This window comes from Chelatococcus sp. GCM10030263 (assembly GCF_042666455.1).
Classification (GTDB): Bacteria; Pseudomonadota; Alphaproteobacteria; order Rhizobiales; family Beijerinckiaceae; genus Chelatococcus.
Map to the genome: position 1 here is coordinate 437,956 of NZ_JBHTDB010000005.1, position 19,041 is coordinate 456,996.

The 19,041-nt window shown below is 64.9% G+C and carries 15 protein-coding genes; 2 read left to right on the forward strand and 13 right to left on the reverse strand.

What is annotated here, in order from left to right; all coding sequences use genetic code 11:
* Positions 1 to 8: 8 nt before the first annotated feature.
* The 4 genes from ACFQU1_RS12350 to ACFQU1_RS12365 all read right to left on the reverse strand — a co-directional run bounded on the left by ACFQU1_RS12350 (position 9) and on the right by ACFQU1_RS12365 (position 9,890).
* Positions 9 to 8,546, reverse strand: coding sequence for a GH36-type glycosyl hydrolase domain-containing protein (locus ACFQU1_RS12350; protein ID WP_378132871.1), 8,538 nt, complete (start codon positions 8,544 to 8,546; stop codon positions 9 to 11).
* Positions 8,547 to 8,627: 81 nt separating this feature from the next.
* Complete coding sequence (locus ACFQU1_RS12355; RefSeq protein WP_378132873.1) at positions 8,628 to 9,014, reverse strand: hypothetical protein; 387 nt, start codon at positions 9,012 to 9,014, stop codon at positions 8,628 to 8,630.
* 317 nt (positions 9,015 to 9,331) lie between these two features.
* Entirely contained in the window at positions 9,332 to 9,463 is a 132-nt protein-coding gene (locus tag ACFQU1_RS12360) for a hypothetical protein (RefSeq protein ID WP_378132875.1), read from the reverse strand.
* A gap of 214 nt (positions 9,464 to 9,677) precedes the next feature.
* Positions 9,678 to 9,890 carry a cold-shock protein gene (locus tag ACFQU1_RS12365; RefSeq protein ID WP_378132877.1) on the reverse strand — a complete coding sequence of 71 codons (213 nt, stop codon included), beginning with the start codon at positions 9,888 to 9,890 and terminating at the stop codon, positions 9,678 to 9,680.
* A 458-nt stretch (positions 9,891 to 10,348) separates the two neighbouring features.
* Between ACFQU1_RS12365 and ACFQU1_RS12370 the strand changes: the two genes are divergently transcribed.
* Positions 10,349 to 10,591, forward strand: coding sequence for a glutathione S-transferase N-terminal domain-containing protein (locus ACFQU1_RS12370; protein ID WP_378132879.1), 243 nt, complete (start codon positions 10,349 to 10,351; stop codon positions 10,589 to 10,591).
* A 30-nt stretch (positions 10,592 to 10,621) separates the two neighbouring features.
* On the forward strand, positions 10,622 to 10,993 hold the full coding sequence (locus tag ACFQU1_RS12375; RefSeq protein ID WP_378132881.1) for a glutathione S-transferase family protein: 372 nt from the start codon (positions 10,622 to 10,624) through the stop codon (positions 10,991 to 10,993).
* 140 nt (positions 10,994 to 11,133) lie between these two features.
* Here ACFQU1_RS12375 and ACFQU1_RS12380 read toward each other — a convergent pair whose 3' ends face one another.
* The 9 genes from ACFQU1_RS12380 to ACFQU1_RS12420 all read right to left on the reverse strand — a co-directional run bounded on the left by ACFQU1_RS12380 (position 11,134) and on the right by ACFQU1_RS12420 (position 19,032).
* Positions 11,134 to 12,135, reverse strand: coding sequence for an ABC transporter substrate-binding protein (locus tag ACFQU1_RS12380; protein ID WP_378132883.1), 1,002 nt, complete (start codon positions 12,133 to 12,135; stop codon positions 11,134 to 11,136).
* 64 nt (positions 12,136 to 12,199) lie between these two features.
* Entirely contained in the window at positions 12,200 to 13,297 is a 1,098-nt protein-coding gene (locus ACFQU1_RS12385; RefSeq protein WP_378132885.1) for an isocitrate/isopropylmalate dehydrogenase family protein, read from the reverse strand.
* Positions 13,294 to 14,004 carry a GntR family transcriptional regulator gene (locus ACFQU1_RS12390; protein ID WP_378132887.1) on the reverse strand — a complete coding sequence of 237 codons (711 nt, stop codon included), beginning with the start codon at positions 14,002 to 14,004 and terminating at the stop codon, positions 13,294 to 13,296. The genes ACFQU1_RS12385 and ACFQU1_RS12390 overlap by 4 nt, the downstream gene beginning before the upstream one ends.
* A 97-nt stretch (positions 14,005 to 14,101) precedes the next feature.
* Positions 14,102 to 14,434, reverse strand: coding sequence for a putative quinol monooxygenase (locus tag ACFQU1_RS12395; protein WP_378132889.1), 333 nt, complete (start codon positions 14,432 to 14,434; stop codon positions 14,102 to 14,104).
* 74 nt (positions 14,435 to 14,508) lie between these two features.
* Positions 14,509 to 15,237, reverse strand: a complete 729-nt coding sequence (nanR, locus tag ACFQU1_RS12400) for a transcriptional regulator NanR (RefSeq protein WP_378132891.1) — start codon at positions 15,235 to 15,237, stop codon at positions 14,509 to 14,511.
* Positions 15,234 to 16,115: an NAD(P)-dependent oxidoreductase gene (locus ACFQU1_RS12405; RefSeq protein ID WP_378132893.1), complete on the reverse strand. Its 882-nt coding sequence runs from the start codon at positions 16,113 to 16,115 to the stop codon at positions 15,234 to 15,236. Before ACFQU1_RS12405 ends, nanR begins: the two co-directional genes overlap by 4 nt.
* A 92-nt stretch (positions 16,116 to 16,207) precedes the next feature.
* Positions 16,208 to 17,218, reverse strand: coding sequence for an ABC transporter substrate-binding protein (locus ACFQU1_RS12410; protein ID WP_378132895.1), 1,011 nt, complete (start codon positions 17,216 to 17,218; stop codon positions 16,208 to 16,210).
* Between the two features lie 54 nt (positions 17,219 to 17,272).
* Positions 17,273 to 18,142, reverse strand: a complete 870-nt coding sequence (locus ACFQU1_RS12415) for an ABC transporter permease (RefSeq protein ID WP_378134036.1) — start codon at positions 18,140 to 18,142, stop codon at positions 17,273 to 17,275.
* 23 nt (positions 18,143 to 18,165) lie between these two features.
* Complete coding sequence (locus ACFQU1_RS12420; RefSeq protein ID WP_378132897.1) at positions 18,166 to 19,032, reverse strand: ABC transporter ATP-binding protein; 867 nt, start codon at positions 19,030 to 19,032, stop codon at positions 18,166 to 18,168.
* Positions 19,033 to 19,041: the final 9 nt, after the last annotated feature.

Below are 19,041 nucleotides of genomic sequence, written 5' to 3' on the forward strand. Positions count from 1 at the left end.
GTCCTTCGTCAGATGAGCAACAGCAGATCGTGCGCGCTGCCGTCGAGCGGGATGCGCGCGCCTCTGTCGGGTGAGGGAACGCGCAGTCCGTCCAGCACCGAATGGGGCTCGCCGCCCGCTTCCCTACCGGCAGATCGAACCTCGATCTTGCAGACCGTTTCCCCGATCTTCACCGTCGCCTCGAATCCCGGCCAGTCCGCGGGGATGCGGGGATCGACGAGGAGGACGTCGCCCACGCGGCGAATGCCGAGAATGCCTTCGACGCCGGCGCGATGCATCCAGCCGGCAGAGCCCGTGTACCAGGTCCAGCCGCCCCGCCCCGCGTGAGGCGCGACCGAATAGATGTCGGCCGCGACGACATAGGGCTCGACCTTGTAGCGCTCCGCCGCCTCCGGCGTACGGGCATGGTTGATCGGATTGAGCAGCGCGAAAAGATCATGCGCCTTGTCGCCCGCGCCCAGCTTGGCGAAGGCGAGCACCGCCCACATTGCGGCGTGGCTGTATTGTCCGCCGTTCTCGCGCAGGCCTGGCGGATAGCCCTTGATGTAGCCGGGGTCGAGCGGCGTTTCATCGAAGGGCGGCGTGAAGAGCAGGGCAAGCCCCTCGTCGCGGCGGATCAGATGGCGCTCGAGCGAGGCCATGGCCGTGCTGGCACGGGCGGGATCGGCGGCGCCGGACAGTACCGCCCAGGACTGCGCGATGGAATCGATGCGGCACTCATCGCTGTCCTTGGAGCCGAGCCAGGTGCCGTCATCGAAAGTCGCCCGGCGATACCATTCACCGTCCCATGCCGATCGCTCCAGCGCTTGCTGCACCGAGGCTGCATGGGCGCGCCAGCGTCGGGCACGTTCGGGAGCGCGCTCGTCCGCGAGCGGCGCGAAGAGTTGGATAGTGCGTATCAGCAGCCAGCCGAGCCAGACGCTTTCCCCCTTGCCGCCTGCGCCGACGCGATTCATCCCGTCGTTCCAGTCGCCCGTGCCCATCAGCGGGAGGCCCAGTTCGCCGGTGAGCGAAAGAGCGTGGTCGAGGCCGCGGGCACAATGCTCGAACAGCGAGGCCGACGTGTCGGCTAGCATCGGTTGAAAGAAATGCTCGTGCTCCTCCGGCCGCAATTGCGGCCCTTCCAGATACGGTACGCTCTCGTCGAGGATCGTGGCCTCGCCCGAGCCCTCGACATAGGTCGCCGTGGCGAAGGCGAGCCATACATGATCGTCTGAGATGCGGGTGCGCACACCCTGGCCCGATTGCGGCAGCCACCAATGCTGGACGTCGCCTTCCATGAACTGCCGCCCCGCGGCACGCAGAATATGGCCGCGCGTTTCCGCCGGCAGCGTCAACGTCAGCGCCATGCCGTCTTGCAGCTGGTCGCGGAAGCCGTAGGCACCGCTCGCCTGGTAGAAGGCGGAGCGCGCGGTGATGCGGCAGGCGAGCGTCTGGTAAAGCAGCCAGCCGTTCAACATGATGTCCATCGCCCGGTCTGGCGTCTTGACTTGGACCGCGCCGAGCACCCCATTCCAGTGATCGGTCACGGAGGCGAGAACGGCATCGAGGTCGGTCTTTCGATACCGCGCGACCAGCGCCCGTGCTTCTTCCAGCGAGGCGCATTGGCCGATGAAGGAGACGACCTCGACGGTCTCGCCAATGCCGAGGTCCACGACCGTCTGCAAGGCGGCGCAAGGATCGAAGCCCGCGCCGGTGTTGCCCGAAAGGGGAGCCTTTCCCACGAGGCCGAGAGGGGAGGCGGGTCCGCCGTTGTGGCCGAGAAACTCGGTGCGGTTACCGGTCCAGGCGGTCTGCCGGCCGCCGAGATCGGCGAAGGCGATACGGGAGGCGAATGTGGTGCTCCATGGATTGCGTGCAAGCATCGCGCCGGTCTCGCCATCCAGTTCGGTGGTTATGAACGGGGCCGATGCCCCGCGCACTGTCCCGAGCACCCATTCCGCATAGGCGGTAACGGAGAGCCGACGAGGCTTGCCGGACCGGTTGGTGAGCTTCAGGCGGGAAATCTTGATGGGATCGTCCAGCGGCACGAACTGCAGCAGGTCGAGTGCGACGCCGTTCGCCTCATGCTCGAAACGGCTGTAGCCGAACCCGTGCCGCGCCACATAGATGCCGCCGTCGCGGATCGGCTGCGCGGTCGGGCTCCACAGATCGCCAGTCACCTCGTCCCGCACATAGATCGCCTCCGAAACCGGGTCGGCGACCGCGTCGTTCGACCATTGGGTGATCTGGTTCTCGCGGCTGTTGGCTGCCCAGGTATAGCCGCTGCCCTCGGCGGAGACCTGGAAGCCGAAGGCGGAATTGGCGACCACGTTGATCCAGGGGGCCGGCGTCGTCTGATCCTGCCGGAGGATCGTCACATATTCCCGTCCGTCCCTGTCGAAGCCGCCGAGGCCGTTGAAAAACTCGAGGGCTGGCTGATCGCGGAGCGGGGCTGCGTCCCGCACGGAAGCCGGCCGGCGGCCACGGTCACTGGGGGCCGGCGGATCATAGGGCTGGTGCAGGCGGGCGAGCTGATCGGCGATGCTGCCGCGACGCGCCACCAGCACGGCGCGGGCGATCGACTGCAGAAGCGCACGCGACTCCACGCTCATGAGATCGGCGCGCAAGGCATAGACCGAACCCTGCGCCAGCTCCGCGCCGAGGAGCGGACGGGACGCGTTGCTGCGCACCGCCGTCTCGATGGCGATCTGGAGATCCTGCACATAGGAGGAGGCGCGCTCGTTGATGATGACGAGGTCCACGGCAAGGCGCTTCATCCGCCAATACTCGTGAGCACGCAGCAATTGGCGCACCTGCGCGATGTCCTCGACGTCGTCGATGCGCAGCACGATGATCGGCAGGTCGCCGGAGATGGAATGCTGCCAAAGGCCGGACTGCGGACCAGCACCCCGGGCGATCGCATCCGATGGTGACCGGAAACGCCGATCTGCGTAGAGCAGCGGCGCGGCGAGCCGCTGGAAGTCGGCGGCTTCCTCCACCCGCACGTCGATGTGCCGAAGCTGGACCTGGGCCTGCGTCCACGCCAAGGTCTTGGCCCGGTCGAACGCGTTGCGGTCGTGGTGAGTATCGATGAGGTCGAGGAGTTCGTCCCGCGAGGAGGCGACCACCGTCCAGAAAGCGACGCGCGCGGCTTTGCCCGGCGCGATGCGCAGGCTCTGGCGCAGCGAGAAGATGGGGTCCAGCACCGTGCCTACGGTGTTCGACAAGGACCGGTCGGCCGAGATCGCATCAGCCGTGCCGAGGCCGCGGCCGCGGCCGATGAAGCGGGCACGGTCGGTCTCATACTGCGGACCGGCGGCTAACTCGCCTTCCACGACGGCGAAATGCGCCGCCCATATCTGCGGCTCGCCCGGCGTGCGAGGGCGGCGCGTGGCAAGCAGGGCGCCGAATTCCGGCAGATGCTCGGTCTGCACGAACATCTTGGCGAAGGCCGGGTGCGCATTGTCGGCGGCGGGCGTGGTGAGGACGAGCTCGGCATAAGACGTCAGCTCGATCTCGCGGAGCCGCCGTCCGCTGTTGGTCAATGAAACGCGCCGGACCTCGCCATTGATCTCGCCTGACACGATGACGTCGATCGTGGTCGTCAGACCGGTGTCGCGATGGTTGAACTCGGCGTGGTCCTCGCCGAACACGACATCTCCTTCGCCGCTCGCACCTTCCATCGGTTGCGCAGTGGCGGACCAGATGTCGCCGCTCTGGATGTCACGGGCGAAGATGAAGGAGCCGCAGTCGTCGCGGGTCGCGTCCTCGCGCCAGCGCGTCACGGCAATGTCGCGCCAGCGGCTGTAGCCGCCTCCGGCCGCGGTGACCATGACGGCGTAGCGACCGTTCGACAGCAGATGCGTGATGGGCGCCCCGGTTGCGGACCCCGTGAGGCGGCGCACCGTCGCAGCATCGTTGTGGGCCTCTCCGGCCGATGCTCGGACCTCTTCGGCACGGGGATGGGCCACGACGACATCGCGCGGCATGCGCTCCTGCAGCAGCAATTCGCTCGCCTGGATCATCGGCTCGCGATGGAACCTAGCGCGCATCTCGCCTTCGCGCAGCGTGTTGGCAATGGCGACGATGGTCATGCCCTGGTGATGGGCCATGAAGTTGCGCACGATCGCCACGTCCTCGCCCTCCGGAACGCGCGAGCGCGTGAAGTCGAGTGCTTCGTAGAAGCCGTAGCGGCCCTCCGCGCCCATTCGGGCGAGGCGGTCATAGTTTTCCCGGGCGCGCCGCGGATCCACCATGCTGGCGAGACCGGTCGCATAGGGCGCGGTGACGATGTTGTCGGAAAGCCCACGCTTGAGACCGAGACCGGGCACGCCGAAATTCGAATACTGGTAGGTGAATTCCATGTCGCGGGCGTTGTATGCGGATTCCGACATGCCCCACGGAATGCCCAGCGACCGGCCATAAGCTTGCTGCCGCTCGACCACGAGGCGGTTTGTCTGTTCGAGCACGCTTCCGGCCGGCGCGCGCATCACGAGCGATGGCATGAGATATTCGAACATCGACCCGGACCATGAAATCAGAGCCGAGCCGCTCCCGAGCGGCGTCGAGAGCCGGCCGAGCCGGAACCAATGGCGGGTCGGCGCATCGCCCTTGGCAATGGCGAACAGGCTGGCAAGACGCGCTTCGGACGCCAGGAGGTCGTAGCAGCTCGGGTCGAGCCCGTTATCGGCAAGCGAATAGCCGATCGAGAGCAGCTTCCGCTTCGGATCGAGAAGAAAGGCGAAATCCATTTCCATGGCCAGAGCGCGCGCGGTGTCGGCGAGCACCCGGAGGCGACGTTTCAGGTTCTCCGGCGCCTCGGCGACACCGAGGCGGTCGCGGTCGTGTTCAGCCACGACCTTGCCGATGGCATCGATCCAGTAGGCGATGTCCGTGGAGCTGTCGTCGTCCACGGTCGGGATGACACCCCGCGCGATTTTGGCGGCCTTGTCGACGAGGCGGTTCAGGGTGGGGGCGAGGGCCTCGAAGGCCTGAACGCCGTTCAATTGCGCGTCGATCTCGTCCAGCACCGCGGCCAGCGCACGCCCCTGGTCGCTGCCGGCGGTCGGCAGCGTCGCCATCGCCGCGCGCGACAGCGCGAGGGCATCGGCCACGCCCTGGCGGGCATTCGGGTTGACGTAGGCGTCCAGCCACTCTTCGCAGGCATTGGCCAGCGCAATGAGATGGCCGGCGAGATTACCGCTGTCGACAGACGAGACATAGGCGGGCGGCAGCGCCGCGAGATCCTGTGTGCCGTACCAATTGAAGAAATGCCCGCGGAAGCGTGGCAGTCTTTTCAGCGTTTCGAACGTCGCTTCCAGTCGCTCGATGGTCTGCGTCGTGCCTGCCCAGCCGAAGTCGCGGGCTGCCACGGCCGATAGCAAATAGAGGCCGATGTTGGTCGGTGATGTCCGATGCGCGACGACGGGGGTCGGTTCCTCCTGAAAATTGTCGGGAGGAAGCATGTTTTCGGCCGGCGTGACGAAGGTCTCGAAGTAGCGCCAGGTGCGGCGTGCGATCAAACGCAGGTCGTTCGCGTCGGCATCGAGAACCGCGCGGCGCTGCGGGGCGGTAGGCGAGCGGCTTGCCCATTGTGCAACAAGCGGCGCCCAGAGCCAGAGCAGGGCGAACGGTAGCACGACCGGCCAGGAAGAGGGCGCAAGGACGAGCGTGGCCACCGTCAGGGCGAGGGCAAGCGACGTACCGCCGGCCAGCTTCCGATAGAAGCCGAGGACATCCAGCCGCGGACCGGCCGAGGACTTGGCCGCGGTTGTCCATTCCAGAAGATGGCGGCGCGTCACGAGCAATCGCACCAGGGTCCGGATGAGGGCGTCGCCCGCCTGCCACGCCTGATCGGGCAAAAAGACGAGCGACATCGAAGTCTGGGCGACGGCGAGCCGCAGTTCGGCCGCGAGGCGGGCGACATGGCTGCGCAGACGTATGTCGGCCCGGCCCGGAAGGACCGAGAACAGGATCGGCAGGAATGCCGGAACCGCGAGAGCGCACAGCACCAATAGCGTGCCCACGAGCGCGGCCGGCAGGGGAAGCAGCCAGCACGCGAAGAGGGTGAGGAAGGTGAGCGGGGCCAGCACCGAGCGCCGGAGATTGTCGAGCATCTTCCAGCGGCCAACCGGCGTGATCGCTCGTGGGCCTTTTCCGGGTGCGAGAATCCAAGGAAGGAGCTGCCAGTCGCCGCGCGTCCAGCGATGCTGCCGCCTGGCGACGACATCGTAGCGGGAGGGAAATTCCTCAACGACCTCCACATCCGACGCAAGGCCGGCGCGTGCGAACACGCCCTCTAGAAGATCGTGGCTGAGGAGCGTGTTTTCCGGGATCCGGCCGGCAAGGGACGCCTCGAAGGTGTCGATCTCATAGATGCCTTTGCCCGTATAGGAGCCTTCTCCGAACAGGTCCTGATAGACGTCGGATACAGCCGCCGCGTAAGGGTCCATGCCGCCAGGGCCGGAAATGACCTGCTGGTAGAACGAGCCTTCGCGGCCGATCGGCAGCGAGGGCGTGACCCGCGGCTGGAGAATGGCGTAGCCGCCGACCACCCGTTGCGCAGCCGCGCTGAATTTGGGGCGGTTCAGCGGATGCGCCATCTTGCCGATTAGCCGCAGCGCGGTGTCGCGCGGCAGGCGGGTGTCGGCATCGAGCGTGATGACATAGCGCACATCGGCGGGAACCTGTGGCGGCCGGCCGGCGATGGGCATGAAGGAGGTATCGTCGGCACCGCGCAGGAGACGGTTGAGCTCATGCAGCTTGCCGCGCTTGCGCTCCCAGCCCATCCACTTGTTCTCGCCGGGATTGAACCGGCGCCGACGGTGCAGCAGAAGGAAGCGGTCGCCGCTCGGGCCGGGGCCGTGCCGCTGGTTCAGCTGCTCGATCGCCATGACGGCCCGGTCGAGCAGAGCGGCGTCCCCGGCCAAGACCTCCTGGTCGGCGTCGATGCCGTCCGATAGCAGGGCAAAAGTGAGTTCGCCGCCGGCGCCGGAAAGAAAATGGACCTCGAGCCGTTCGATCTGTTCCAGCAGGTCGGCCTCGCTGGTGAGCAGCACCGGCACGGCGACGAGGGTGCGCAGCGAGGTTGGAACACCCTCGGCGAGTTCGAGACCGGGCAGGCTGGTGACGCCGAACATCCAGGCCACCGCCCGGTTCACGAGGGCCGTCGCGACCTCGCTCGCCGGAATGAAGCCAAGCAGCGCGAGCACGGCGAGCCAGCCGCCGGAAAGGCCGGCCGTGGACAGCGCCCAAAGCGCGAGCGCGATGAGGCCGAGCGTGGCGGCAAGGATCGTTCCGATATATCCGCCGATACCGAGCCGGATGCTGAGGCGGCTGAGGCCGAGCCTGAACGGCGGGCGGAAATGGATCGTCCGCTCGAGCTTGCTGCGTCCTTCGGCAATCAGATAATAGCCCGGATCCCGGGCAGGCTCCGCCTCTTTGCCGTCTGACGCGGTAGATGCTGCCTTCAGGGCGAGCTCGGCGATGCTCAGTTCGGACACCTCCGAGCCGCGGGCGAGCTGCTCGATCGCGCTCCGATAGAGGTTGCGGGTCGGAAAATCCATGGCATCGAAGGCGCTGCCCGCCCGCAGCCGGTCATCGACCAGGCTCACGCTCTCGAAGAGTTCGGCCCAGTCGATGTCGGAGATCAGCCGCATGCTGGTAATGACATTGCGCACGCTGACGTTGGAGGCCCCCAGCCGCTGCTGGGCATGTTCAACCACGCCGTCGATCGATGCGCCTTGCGCCCTCAGCCGTTCCTCCAGCCACCCGAGAGCCGGCGTCGTGCGAGGATCCTGGTCCCTCAGCCGCTTGACGAGCTGAGCGGCGAAGACTTCGCTCAGCGGCTCCGGCGAGCGGATCAGGATATCCGCGTCGAGTGCAGAGCGGGCTTCTCCCGAGGCGTAGAGCCGGTCAGCGAGGAGATCGGCGTCCCGACGCGATTGGCGCCCGAGCGTGATCTGATCGGCGAGCCGGCGCAGGTTCTCGATGAGCACGATGCGCAGCGTGATCGCGACGGCCCACAATTCGCCGATCGTCAGCGGCTGGACGCGCTGATAGGCAGCAATGAAACGGCGCAGCACGTCGGGATCGAAATGGCTGTCCGTGTGCGCGACATAGGCCCAGGCGATGCCCAGCACGCGGGGATAGCCCGCGAATGGCCCTTCGGCGAGCTTCGGCAATTGCCGATAATAGCCGGGGGGAAGGTCGTCGCGTATCTCGCGGATCTGTTCTTCGACGAGATGGTAGTTATCGAGCAGCCATTCCGCCGCCGGCACCACGGCATGCCCGCCCTCGACGACGACTGCTGTCGCGCGATAGGCAGCGAGCAGGGCGGTGGCGTTGCTTTTCAGCCGATTATGGAGGGAAGGGGCCTGCGGCGGCTTCGACGTGATCGGCTGGGCGGCTGCCAGGCTTTCAGCGTGCTGTTCCAGCCGCTCGACCCCGAACAGTTCCTCTCGGATCGGCGCGGCATCGCTCCAGACGGTGCCTGCCCACCCGCGGCCTTTCCATGGCAGCAATTGATCGCGGGAAATACGAGGAAAATGAGCGAACGAGTTCATGAATGCCTTCCGGTCAAGATCGGTGCCAGAGGCATGCGCGGACAGCGCCCGAGGAGGTTTGTGGTAGCTGCGGCGTGGTCACTAAGCTTCGCGTGACGCCCGGATAGGGCGGGCGGAGCGAGGACGATTCGTTTGCATCGGGACGAAATCGCGCCGTCCTGACCGGCGGCGCCAATCGGCTGCCGCCGGCAATTCGCCGACGACATCGACATGCGCAGCGCCATCGTCCGACGACAGGCGCTTCTCGGAAAACCGAAGTTTCAGCAGCCGTCCCTCGGCGGTCCTCAACTGCACGTCGGTGCGGCCGAATACCCCCCTCAGCGCCGATGCAGAAAGGCGGATTTCGCCACAGCTCGTCACCTCTCCGGCCTCCGAGAGGTAGCCGTCGAAGTCATATTGCGTCCGCGCCACGGGCACGTTGCCGCACACCAGAAGACCGGCTCCCCGAAGTCCACCGAGATAATTCATGACCGATCGTCCTCTTGTTGGGCGGACGGGCGAGGCCCGGACGCCGGCTTTCAACGCGTTCGCTAGTCCTCCGAATTGAAGACTTGCTCGGATTGAAGACATGCTGGATGTGCCAGGCCTGGACGTGCCAGGCGCGCAGGCGGCCGATAGGCACCATCTTAGGCATGCGCCGGCAACCAACGGAGACGTCGGGGATCTCCGCCTTGTCGGCTGCCAATTGATGGGTGCCCGCCAGCCGCGGGCCATCGTGTCCCGTCAGCTGATTGAATGCCTGAACGCGACCGTCGTTCCCGGCTCGGGACGGTCACGGCATCACCTCAGCTCTTCTTTTTGGGAACTCCGATCGAGGCCGGGGACCCCTTGGCAAAGGTGACCTCCGCCACGGGCTCCTTCTTCGGCTTCTTCGGCTTCTTGGCTTCTCGATTGCCGCGTTGCTGACCCTTGGCCATGCCCGTCTCCTATATGTCGTGCTGCTTGATGAGTGTCTGAGAAACGAAAAGCCCCGTGACCTCGAGGGGCGCGGGGCTGAAAGGCGCCGAGCGCCCTAACATGGCAGAGGCTTTCGCAGCGCTCATCCAGGCCGCCATCACATCGGAGGGCGACTTGATACGGGCGATACGGTATCGGCGAGCTCGGACGTCCGCTGCCGCCGATGGCGTGCAATCAGCTCAGCGGCTGGAGCTTGTCGGCGGACATCTTGCCGCTTCTTTGGTCGGTGACGAGCTCGAAGCTCACCTTCTGACCTTCGCGCAGGTCGTTCATACCGGCGCGCTCGACGGCACTGATGTGAACGAACGCGTCGTTGCCGCCATCATCTGGCGCGATAAATCCAAAGCCTTTCTGGGCATTGAACCATTTTACGGTTCCCGTGGGCATGGGAATCCCTTCCATATTTTGTACATCTGGCTCGCCCGCAAAGATGCGGGCCGTCGAAATCGCAATTTCAGGAAAAAAGAACTTAGTGACATACTGCCGGACTAAAGTTCATCTTGCCATTTATCGACCTCGTGAATATGTGCCTCCGCCGGCGATATTACAAGAAGTGATTTTTGAGTGACTAACGTCCGGAATCGCAATTTTGGTGCGTGACGCGGGCCAATTGTGGTGCCTGACGCGGGCATTGACATGAGCCGGATATATTCACGCGTCGTGCCCGGCAGCTCCCTGCGCGTCGGGGAGCGGGATGCCGCGACTGCCTCGCCTGAAGCCGTGAAATCCCGGGGCAAAAAAGTCGCCCCGAATGTCGGGAGCCAGCCCTCTCCGCCCGTCCTTGATTTGCGCCTCCTAATCGGGACGGAGCCGCGCTTGTTCTGCAACCGCAGCAGAAAACGCATATGATCACGTTGACGACGTACAAATGGGTTCCGGACTTCGCGCAGCCGCTGATGCGGGCATTTCGGGTGCGCTGGGCGCTGGAGGAGGCGGGTCTGCCCTATGAGGTGCGCCATGTGGAGCTCGGACCACCGCAGAGGTCGGCCGAGCATCTCATGCGCCAACCATTCGGACAGGCGCCAGCGATCGACGAGGACGGTCTTTTGCTATTCGAGAGCGGCGCCATCGCGCTTTACATCGCCTAGACGAGTGAGGCGCTGCTGCCGAAGGACCCGATGGGGCGCGCGCGAGCGATTGCGTGGCTGTTCGCGGCGCTGAACTCGGTGGAGATCGCGATCCAGCAGCTCGGCGAGATCGATTTCTTCCACAAGGACGCGGAGTGGGCCAAGGAGCGGCGACCACAGGTCGAGGCATTCGTGAAAGACAGGCTTTCCATGCTGGCGCAGGCGCTGGGGGATAAAGATTATCTGGAAGAGCGCTTCACGGTGGGCGACCTGATGATGGCGGACGTGCTGCGGATCATCGGGCATTCGGATCTGTTCGACGCATATCCGACGCTGAAGGCTTATCGGGAGCGCTGTGAGACGCGGCCAGCGTTCCAGCGGGCGCTGAAGGCGCAGGTAGAGGGTTTCAGTCAGGCGGCCTAGCCCCGGATTGCCGGATCAATCCGCTGCATGGTCGTTCGTCCCTGTCACGCTCACATATGTCGGCAGCGCCGCTGGCTTCCTCTGCGGCACCTCGGCGCTGCCTGTCCTCACGGGGAAGGAGTTCGGTTCAAGAGCCTTCCTTAACGTGCCTTCGCCTCCGGGAAGAGCATCTCGGTTTTCCAGTCCTTGGGCGGATTTTTGAGGCGGCCGACCTTGCCGAGGAAGGTGGTGAAGGCACCGAGATTGAGCACCTCGGTCGTGAAATGCGAAGTGGGATGGTTCATGATCGCGAGGATCTCCTCCTTCGGCGTCTTGTCGCGGCTCATCCGGCCGTAGACGTCGGCAGCCCAGGCCTTGTCCTTGTTGATGAGCGCCGTCGCTTCGTCGAGGGCGTCGAGGAAGGCCTTGTAGAGCTTCGGGTTGTCCTTGCGAAACTCGCCCGTCGTCGCGATCACGTTGAAGGAGATCGGCCCGCCGAGAATCTCGTCGGAGGTCAGGATCGTGCGGATCTTCGGATCCTTGAGCTGGATGAATTCATAAGGGGGCGAGGAGAAATTGGCGACGATCTCGCTTTCGCCGGCGAGCATCATGGCGGTTGCGTCCGGATGGGCGAGTGACACGGTCAGGTGATCGAGCTTGTCATAGTTCTCGTCGCCCCACTCCTTGGCAGCTGCCATTTCAAGTGCAGTCGCCTGGCCCGAAACTTTGACCGCCGGAACCGCGATCCGATCGTTGTCCGTGAAGTCCCGAATTGATTTGATCCGGGGATCACGCACGTTCAGCATCCAGGCCATCGCGTTGAGGCCGCTTGCCGCGCGCACATCGAAGTTTCCGCGAGTTTTCGACCAGATGGTGATGATGCCTGTCGGCCCGAGGCTAGCGAAGTCCAGATTGCCGGAAATGAGCGCATCGTTCATCACGTCGCTCGACCGGAAAGTCGACCACTCGACGGTGATGTCGCCGAGACCGGCCGCCTTGGCATGCTTTTCGATGAGCTTCTGTTCTTCCATGATCATCAGCTGTACGTAGCCGAGGCCATATTGCTTGGCGATGCGCAGCTTGTCTGCCTCCGCCGCCGCGGTGCCGGCCGCGAATACCATGGCCAGCACGGCCGCAACTACGGTCGAGATTGATCGTTTCATGTCGTCCTCCCTCTCCTTTTGGGAAAGGGCCGATCAGGCCCTTTCCATGTAACGCGGTGTCGGCTCAGGCGGCCTCGCCGAGGCGGGCGATGACCGCCTTGGCGATATCGCCGGTGCTGCTGCGGCCGCCGATGTCGTGGGACCGCACATCCCCTGCACCGAAGGCAGCGTCGACCGCATCCTCGATTTCCTGGGCGGCAGTCGCGCAGCTCTCCATGCCGTGCCGCTCTCCGAGCCAGTCGAGCATCATGGCGAGCGACAGGATCATCGCGGTCGGATTGGCGATGCCGCGGCCGGCGATATCCGGCGCCGAGCCGTGGCTCGGCTGGAAAAGGGCGTGCGCATCGCCGACATCAGCGGAGGGAGCAAAGCCCATGCCGCCGACGAGACCGGCGCCGAGATCGGAGAGAATGTCGCCGAAGAGGTTCTCCGTCGGCAGGACGTCGAAGTCCCACGGCCGGCGCACGAGATCGAGCGCCATGGCGTCGATATAGTGATGGGCGGCATCGACGTCCGGAAACTCGCGCGCGATCTCGTAGAAGATCTTGCGCATGAAGGCGAAGGAGCGGAAGACATTAGCCTTGTCGACGATCGTGACCTTGCCGCGCTGGCCGCGCCGCTCGGCGCGTCTGGCCGCCAGGCGGAACGCAAAGCGGCTCAGCCGCTCGGTCACGTCGCGCGTGATGACCATCGTGTCGCGTGCGAGCCTGTCGCCTTCCACGACGCCGTCTTTGCGCAGCGCGAACATGCCCTCCGTCGACTCGCGCAGAATGACGAGGTCGATCTCGCTGGCGCGCGGGGAAGCGAGCGCAAGCGGCACGCCGGGGATGGCCCGGATCGGCCGCACGCCGGCGTAGAGTTCCATGCGGACGCGAAGATCGAGCTGTGGGGCGATCTCCGTGCCGTCGGGATAACGCACGTCCGGCCACCCCATGGCGCCGAACAGCACGGCGTCGGCCGCTTCCGCCGCCTTGAAGCCTTCCTCCGGCAGGGCGACGCCCGTCTCGCGGTAGTGGATGGCTCCGCCCGGAACGGTCTCGCGGCGGAAAGCGAGGCCGTGCCGGCGTTCGACGACGTCGAGCACGGCGAGCGCCGCCTCCGTGACCTCGATCCCGATGCCGTCGCCGGGCATTACGGCAATGCGGAAGGCGTTGTCTTTCATAGGTGGGTCAATCCATAGCGTTCGATGATGGACATGAGGTCCACCGCCGCGCGTTCGCGGTGGCGGCGGTAGAGTTCGCGGGCCCGGTCGGCATCGCCGTCGAGGATCGCCTGAAGGGCTGCCCGGTGCTCGCGCGTGGACTTGATGGGCTTTGGGCGCAGCTTCAGCGTGAACATGCGCGCCCGGTGGGACTGGTCCCATACCGTCATGACCATGGCCGCGAGGCGACGATTGCCGCAGAGCTCGACAAGGCCGAGATGGAAGCGCTCATCCGCCTTTGCCCAGCCGTCGAGATCGTCGCGCGCGAGCGCCGCTTCCATGGCGGCGCAAGCCTCGACGAGTGGCGCGCTCTCCGCGGCCGAGGGATGGCGGGCGGCCAGAAGCGCGATGGCTGTCGGTTCGAGGCTCGTAAGTACCTCGTAGATTTCGCGCATGTCATCCGGCGAGAGGGGCAGCACGCGCATGCCGTGGCGCGGCACGACGGCGACGAGACCTTCCTGCGCGAGGCGAACCAACGCCTCCCGCACCGGCGTCCGCGATATGCCGAGGTCGTCCGCGAGCACCTGTTCGAGCACCTGCGTGCCGGGCGCGTAGACATTGTCGAGAATACGCTGCTTGACGCGCCGATAGGCGGTTTCCGCGGACCGGGGGCTCGCTTTGGGCGTCGGTTCGACGATCGCTTGCGCTGAGGCTTCTTCGTAGTGCATATCCGATAACGTATACGCAAACGAGTACATTGCAAGAATGAAGATCAGCGTTCAGCCGAAAAGCTTCTGGCTTCGGCTGACCGGCGGGGCCGCGCGGTCAGAGTCCGGTTGCAAGCGACGGCGCAATGGTGGGCATGAGGCCCACGAGGTCCAGCTCGATAAGCCGTTTTTCGCGGACCATCCCCGCCACTGCCTTGTCGAAGGCATGGAAGTGGGGGCTGCGGCAGTGGTCGTCGAAGGCCGCCTTGTCGCGATAGATCTCATAAAGGACGATGCGATCGGCCTGGTCTTTCGGTACGAGCACGTCGAAACGCTCGCAGCCCGGCTCATCGCGCAGAGAGGTGGCGGCATTGGCCGTCACGCGTTCGAGGAAGGCAGTCCTGTCCTGCGAGTTGACCAGAAATTCGACGATGATCGTATAAGCGCTCACGCGCACCTCCTAAGATCGCAAACACCGGCGATTGCTCGCCGCCGATGGGGTTGATAGCGCTGTCGGTTGCGCGTTCAGTCCTTGAAGCTCTTCCAATAATATTGGGCGACTTGGCTCAGATGTTCGCGCATGGCGAGTGCGGCTGCAGCCGGATCCCGTGCAACGACTGCCTTGAAGATGCGCTCATGCGCCCGGCAGGCTGCACGCTCGGCACCCCGCGCCTTGAGCGAGGTGCTGCGCTGTTCGGTGAGCCACTCGACGAGCGCCGTATGCAGCGCCGTGAAGATCGGATTCTTCGGGATCCCGGCGAGCACGTAATGGAACGCGACGTCCGTACGCTCGAAGGCGGGCGTCTTGCCGATGGCCTTGCGGTTGGCCTCGAGCGCGGCTTCGAGCCGGGCGATGTCTTCATCGGTGGCGTGCTCGGCGGCGAGCTGCGCGACGCCGGTCTCAAACAAGAGACGCGCCTGTTGGAAATGGTGCACGCCGCCGCTCTGGGCCAGAAGATGCCGCGCGACGCCCGACAATTCACTGATGATCGTGCTCGGCGTCGGCAGCGCAACGCGCGCCCGCTCGCCGCTATTGATGGTGACGAGGCCCATGCGTTGCAGCGCGAACAGTGCCTCCCGCACGGAGCTGCGCCCGACACCATAGCTTTCCATGAGCTCGCGCTCGGCGGGCAACTGGTCGCCCGGCGCATAGTCGCCTTCATGAATGGCCGTCTCGATCCGCTCGACGATCTCCTCGTAGAGCTTACGCCGTCTGATCGGCTTCTGGTCACGCAAGGAGGTCGCCGACGTCATGCGACGCCTCCACTGCGCCGCGCAAGCTCGACGAAGAGCCCGCTGTGATCGAGGTCGCCCGCATGCGCGAGGAGCCCGCGAAACAAATCGGCCGTCAGTTCCGCATAGGGCGTGGCGAGGCCGATGGCACGAGCGGCGCCGAGCGCGTTGTCGAGATCCTTGAGATGGGTCGCGGAGCGCCCGCGCGTGGTGAAATCCCGCGCGATCATGCGCTCGCCGTGCAGGTCGAGCACGCGGCTGTCGGCGAAGCCGCCACGCAGCGCCTGCCGCACCTTCGCCGGGTCGGCACCGCCCTTTTCGGCCAGCAGGAGCGCCTCGGCAACCGCGCCGATCGTCACGCCGACGATGATCTGATTGGCGAGCTTGGCGAGTTGCCCCGACCCGCTCGGCCCGACATGGGCCGGCCGCCCCATGAGCCTCAGCAGCGGCTCCACGCGGGCAAAGACCTCGGCCTTGCCGCCCACCATGATGGCGAGCGTGCCTTGCTCGGCGCCGACCGTGCCGCCCGAGACCGGCGCATCGAGATGACCGATTCCGCTGTCCGCCAGCCGGCGGGCGTGGCTGCGCGCCTCCTCGACCCCGATCGAGCTCATGTCGACCACGATCGCGCCCCTCTTCAGCGCCGATGCCACGTCCTGCCGGAAGAGGACATCCTCCACCACCGGGCCGTTCTCCAGCATCGTGATGACGACATCGGCCGAGGAGACCGCCTCGGCCGCGGTCGCGGCGACACTCGCGCCGAACGGCGCGAGCGTTTCGGCCTTTTGCCGGGAACGGTTCCATACCCGCAGGGTCTGACCGGCCTCGAGCAACCGCCGCGCCTGTCGTGCGCCCATCAGACCGATGCCGAGAAAGGCTATGCTGCCATTCGATGCCATATTGTCCGCCGTCGAGATTGAGGGGTCGGATTTCCGAATTCTGCTCAAAGGCTTACCGAACGGCCGAATATTTGCGCAAGCCGCTTCGTGACTCAGCTTCCCTTGAGATCGTGCACATTCTCGAAGAAGAACTCCTTCCAAGAGGTCGGTGCTACCTTGATGCGCCCGATCTGGTGGAGAAAGGTCGCCATCTTCAGGGTCTGCTGCGGCGTCAAGGTCATCTCCACCTGCGGATCGGCAATCATGGCGTAGAGCTCGTCGACCGATTCCTTCGTGCCCGTTATGCGCTTGTAGGCTTCTGCCGCAGCACGTTTGTCCTTGTTGATGAGATCGACTGCTTCCTTGATGCCTGCCACGAAGGCCGCATATGCTTTCGGGTTGGCTTCATAAAACCGCTTGGTCGTGTAGGCGACCGTGTTGCTGGCCGGTCCGCCGAGCACATCGTAGCTGCTCAGGATCTGGTGGACCCTGGGATCCTTCTTTTCCTGATGTTGGTAGGGCAGTGCCGAGAAATGGGCCATGATGGTGTTCCCGCCCGACAGGAGCATCGCCATGGCTTCGGGATGGGGCAGAGAGACGGTGAGCGGGTCGAGCTTGTCGTAGTTCTCCGGTCCGAACTCCTTGGCAGCGGCCATCTGCAGGAGAAGCGCCTGGTTCGAGACCTTGACCGTGGTGACCGCGATCTTGTCGTCCTCGGTGAAGTCGCGGATCGACTTCACCTTCGGATTCGTGGTGACCAGCTCCATCGGCATGTTCACCAGACCGCCCACGCCGCGCACTTCCATGGGCAAGCCCTTGGTGCGCGCCCAAAGCGTGAGCAGCGAGGGCACACCGCCGGCGCCGAAGTCGAGATCGCCGGAGACGATCGCTTCCGTCATTGCCCCCGGCCCACCAAGCTTGAGCCAGGTAACTTTCAGATCGTCGAGACCGAGCTTCTTGGCATTCTTCTCGACGAGCTGGGCATCCTCCATAATCATCAGCGGCAGGCTGCTCAGACCGTATTGCTGGGCTGCGCGGATCTCGCTGGTCTCGGCCGCAGCGGTGCTTGCCTGAAGCAAGGCGATTGCGCCAATCATAAATCCGCCGGCTATGTAGTTCTTCATTATACTTATCCTCCCTGTTGAATCGTTTTTTGTGTCTCCACGCGAGCGCGCGGTTTACTGCTGCATGCCCCAGCGCTGGACCGTGCGCCGTTCGACGACGCGGAAAATGACGGATTCCACGAAAAGGCCGATGAGAATGACCGCGAGCAGGCCGGAAAAAACCCGTGCGGTATCGAGCTCCGCCCGTGCCTCGAAAATGTACCAGCCGAGGCCGCCGGAGCGCGACGATACTCCGAAAACGAGCTCGGCCGCGATCAGCGTGCGCCAAGCGAAGGCCCAGCCGATCTTGAGTCCCGCGAGGATTGCGGGAAAGGCGGCGGGCATGAGGATGTGGACGACATAGCGCATGCCCGTGAGGCCGTAGTTGCGACCACTCATGCGCAGCGTCTCCGGCACACCGCGAAAGCCGGTCAGCGTGTTGAGCGACACCGCCCAGAGCACCGAATGAACGATGACGAAGACGAGCGAGCCCATGCCCAGGCCGAACCAGATCAGGGCGAGCGGCAGCAGCGCGATTGCCGGCAGCGGGTTGAACATCGCTGTCAGCGTGTTCAGAAGATCCGTGCCGAAGCGGGTCGAAACGGCGAGCGTCGTGAACAGCGCCGCAAGCGCAAGCCCCGCGCCATAGCCGAGCACGAGCGAGCGCAGCGAGGTCAGCACGCGGTCGATCAGCGTGCCGCTGGCGACATCGGCCGTGAAGGTGGCGATGGTGTCGCTGAAGGACGGAAAGAGCAGGGGGTTATTGAGCCAGCGCGCATAAACCTCCCAAACGACGGCGAGGGTAACCAGGATTGCGATCTTGCGCAGACCGTCGTTGTTGAGCAGCCGCTCGACCAGCGACAACGGCCGGGCGACCTCGCCGACCCCGCTCGCATCGATCGGCTCCCGTTCGAATTCCGGCCGCGACGGAGGAACCGCTCCCATCTCGCGCCGCATGGCGGTCGTGCTCATGCTCGCCCTCCCTTATTTTGTGCCGTTCCCGTCTCGTGTTCGAAAAGAAGTCCGTGGATGCGCTGCGACAGCGCGCCGAAGGCGGGCGTATCCATCGTCTGGAGGCTCAGCGTGGACGCGTCGAGCTCCGCCCTGACACGCCCAGGATGGGGCGACAGCACGAGAATGCGCGAGCCGACGAGAATAGCCTCTTCGATCGAATGGGTGACGAACAGCAGGGTGAAGCGCACCTGGTCCCACAGGTCGAGCAGCTCTTCCTGCATCTTCCGCCGTGTGAGTGCGTCAAGCGCGGCGAAAGGCTCGTCCATCAGGAGGATGTCGGGCTCCATAGCCATCGCACGGGCAATTGCCACGCGCATCTTCATGCCACCCGAGAGCATGTGCGGGTAAACATCGCGGAACTTGGAGAGCTTCACCTTCTCGATCACGGAAAGCGCCCGCTCTTGGGCGTCCTTTCCGCGGAACCGACCGGAAATGCGCATGGGGAAGAGCACGTTTTGGAGCACGGTCTTCCAAGGCATCAACTGTTCGAATTCCTGGAATACCATCACACGATCCGGCCCAGGACTGCCGATTTCGCGCCCGCGCAGCCGGATGCTGCCTTCCACGGGTTTCATAAAGCCGCCAACGGCCTTGAGAAGCGTCGATTTTCCGCAGCCAGAAGGCCCGAGAATGACGTAGCGATCCTGTTCGAGGACAGAAAAGTCGACTTTATACGTGGCTGTTACCAAATGCTGCGGTGTCTTGTACTGCAGCGTAAGCCCCCGCACCTCGAGAAGATCGGTGGATGTTCCAGCTTCCGGTTGGCCGGGAGTTTGGGAAATTTCGCCGGGTATCTCCCGGCGCGACGATGCCACTGGCATGTTGCTAGT

Coding starts and splice junctions, on each gene's coding strand:
- ACFQU1_RS12350 (WP_378132871.1), bottom strand. CDS start 8,546: ATGAACTCGTTCGCTCATTTTCCTCGTATTTCCCGCGATCAATTGCTG.
- ACFQU1_RS12355 (WP_378132873.1), bottom strand. CDS start 9,014: ATGAATTATCTCGGTGGACTTCGGGGAGCCGGTCTTCTGGTGTGCGGC.
- ACFQU1_RS12360 (WP_378132875.1), bottom strand. CDS start 9,463: ATGGCCAAGGGTCAGCAACGCGGCAATCGAGAAGCCAAGAAGCCGAAG.
- ACFQU1_RS12365 (WP_378132877.1), bottom strand. CDS start 9,890: ATGCCCACGGGAACCGTAAAATGGTTCAATGCCCAGAAAGGCTTTGGA.
- ACFQU1_RS12370 (WP_378132879.1), top strand. CDS start 10,349: ATGATCACGTTGACGACGTACAAATGGGTTCCGGACTTCGCGCAGCCG.
- ACFQU1_RS12375 (WP_378132881.1), top strand. CDS start 10,622: ATGGGGCGCGCGCGAGCGATTGCGTGGCTGTTCGCGGCGCTGAACTCG.
- ACFQU1_RS12380 (WP_378132883.1), bottom strand. CDS start 12,135: ATGAAACGATCAATCTCGACCGTAGTTGCGGCCGTGCTGGCCATGGTA.
- ACFQU1_RS12385 (WP_378132885.1), bottom strand. CDS start 13,297: ATGAAAGACAACGCCTTCCGCATTGCCGTAATGCCCGGCGACGGCATC.
- ACFQU1_RS12390 (WP_378132887.1), bottom strand. CDS start 14,004: ATGCACTACGAAGAAGCCTCAGCGCAAGCGATCGTCGAACCGACGCCC.
- nanR (WP_378132891.1), bottom strand. CDS start 15,237: ATGACGTCGGCGACCTCCTTGCGTGACCAGAAGCCGATCAGACGGCGT.
- ACFQU1_RS12405 (WP_378132893.1), bottom strand. CDS start 16,115: ATGGCATCGAATGGCAGCATAGCCTTTCTCGGCATCGGTCTGATGGGC.
- ACFQU1_RS12410 (WP_378132895.1), bottom strand. CDS start 17,218: ATGAAGAACTACATAGCCGGCGGATTTATGATTGGCGCAATCGCCTTG.
- ACFQU1_RS12415 (WP_378134036.1), bottom strand. CDS start 18,142: ATGGGAGCGGTTCCTCCGTCGCGGCCGGAATTCGAACGGGAGCCGATC.
- ACFQU1_RS12420 (WP_378132897.1), bottom strand. CDS start 19,032: ATGCCAGTGGCATCGTCGCGCCGGGAGATACCCGGCGAAATTTCCCAA.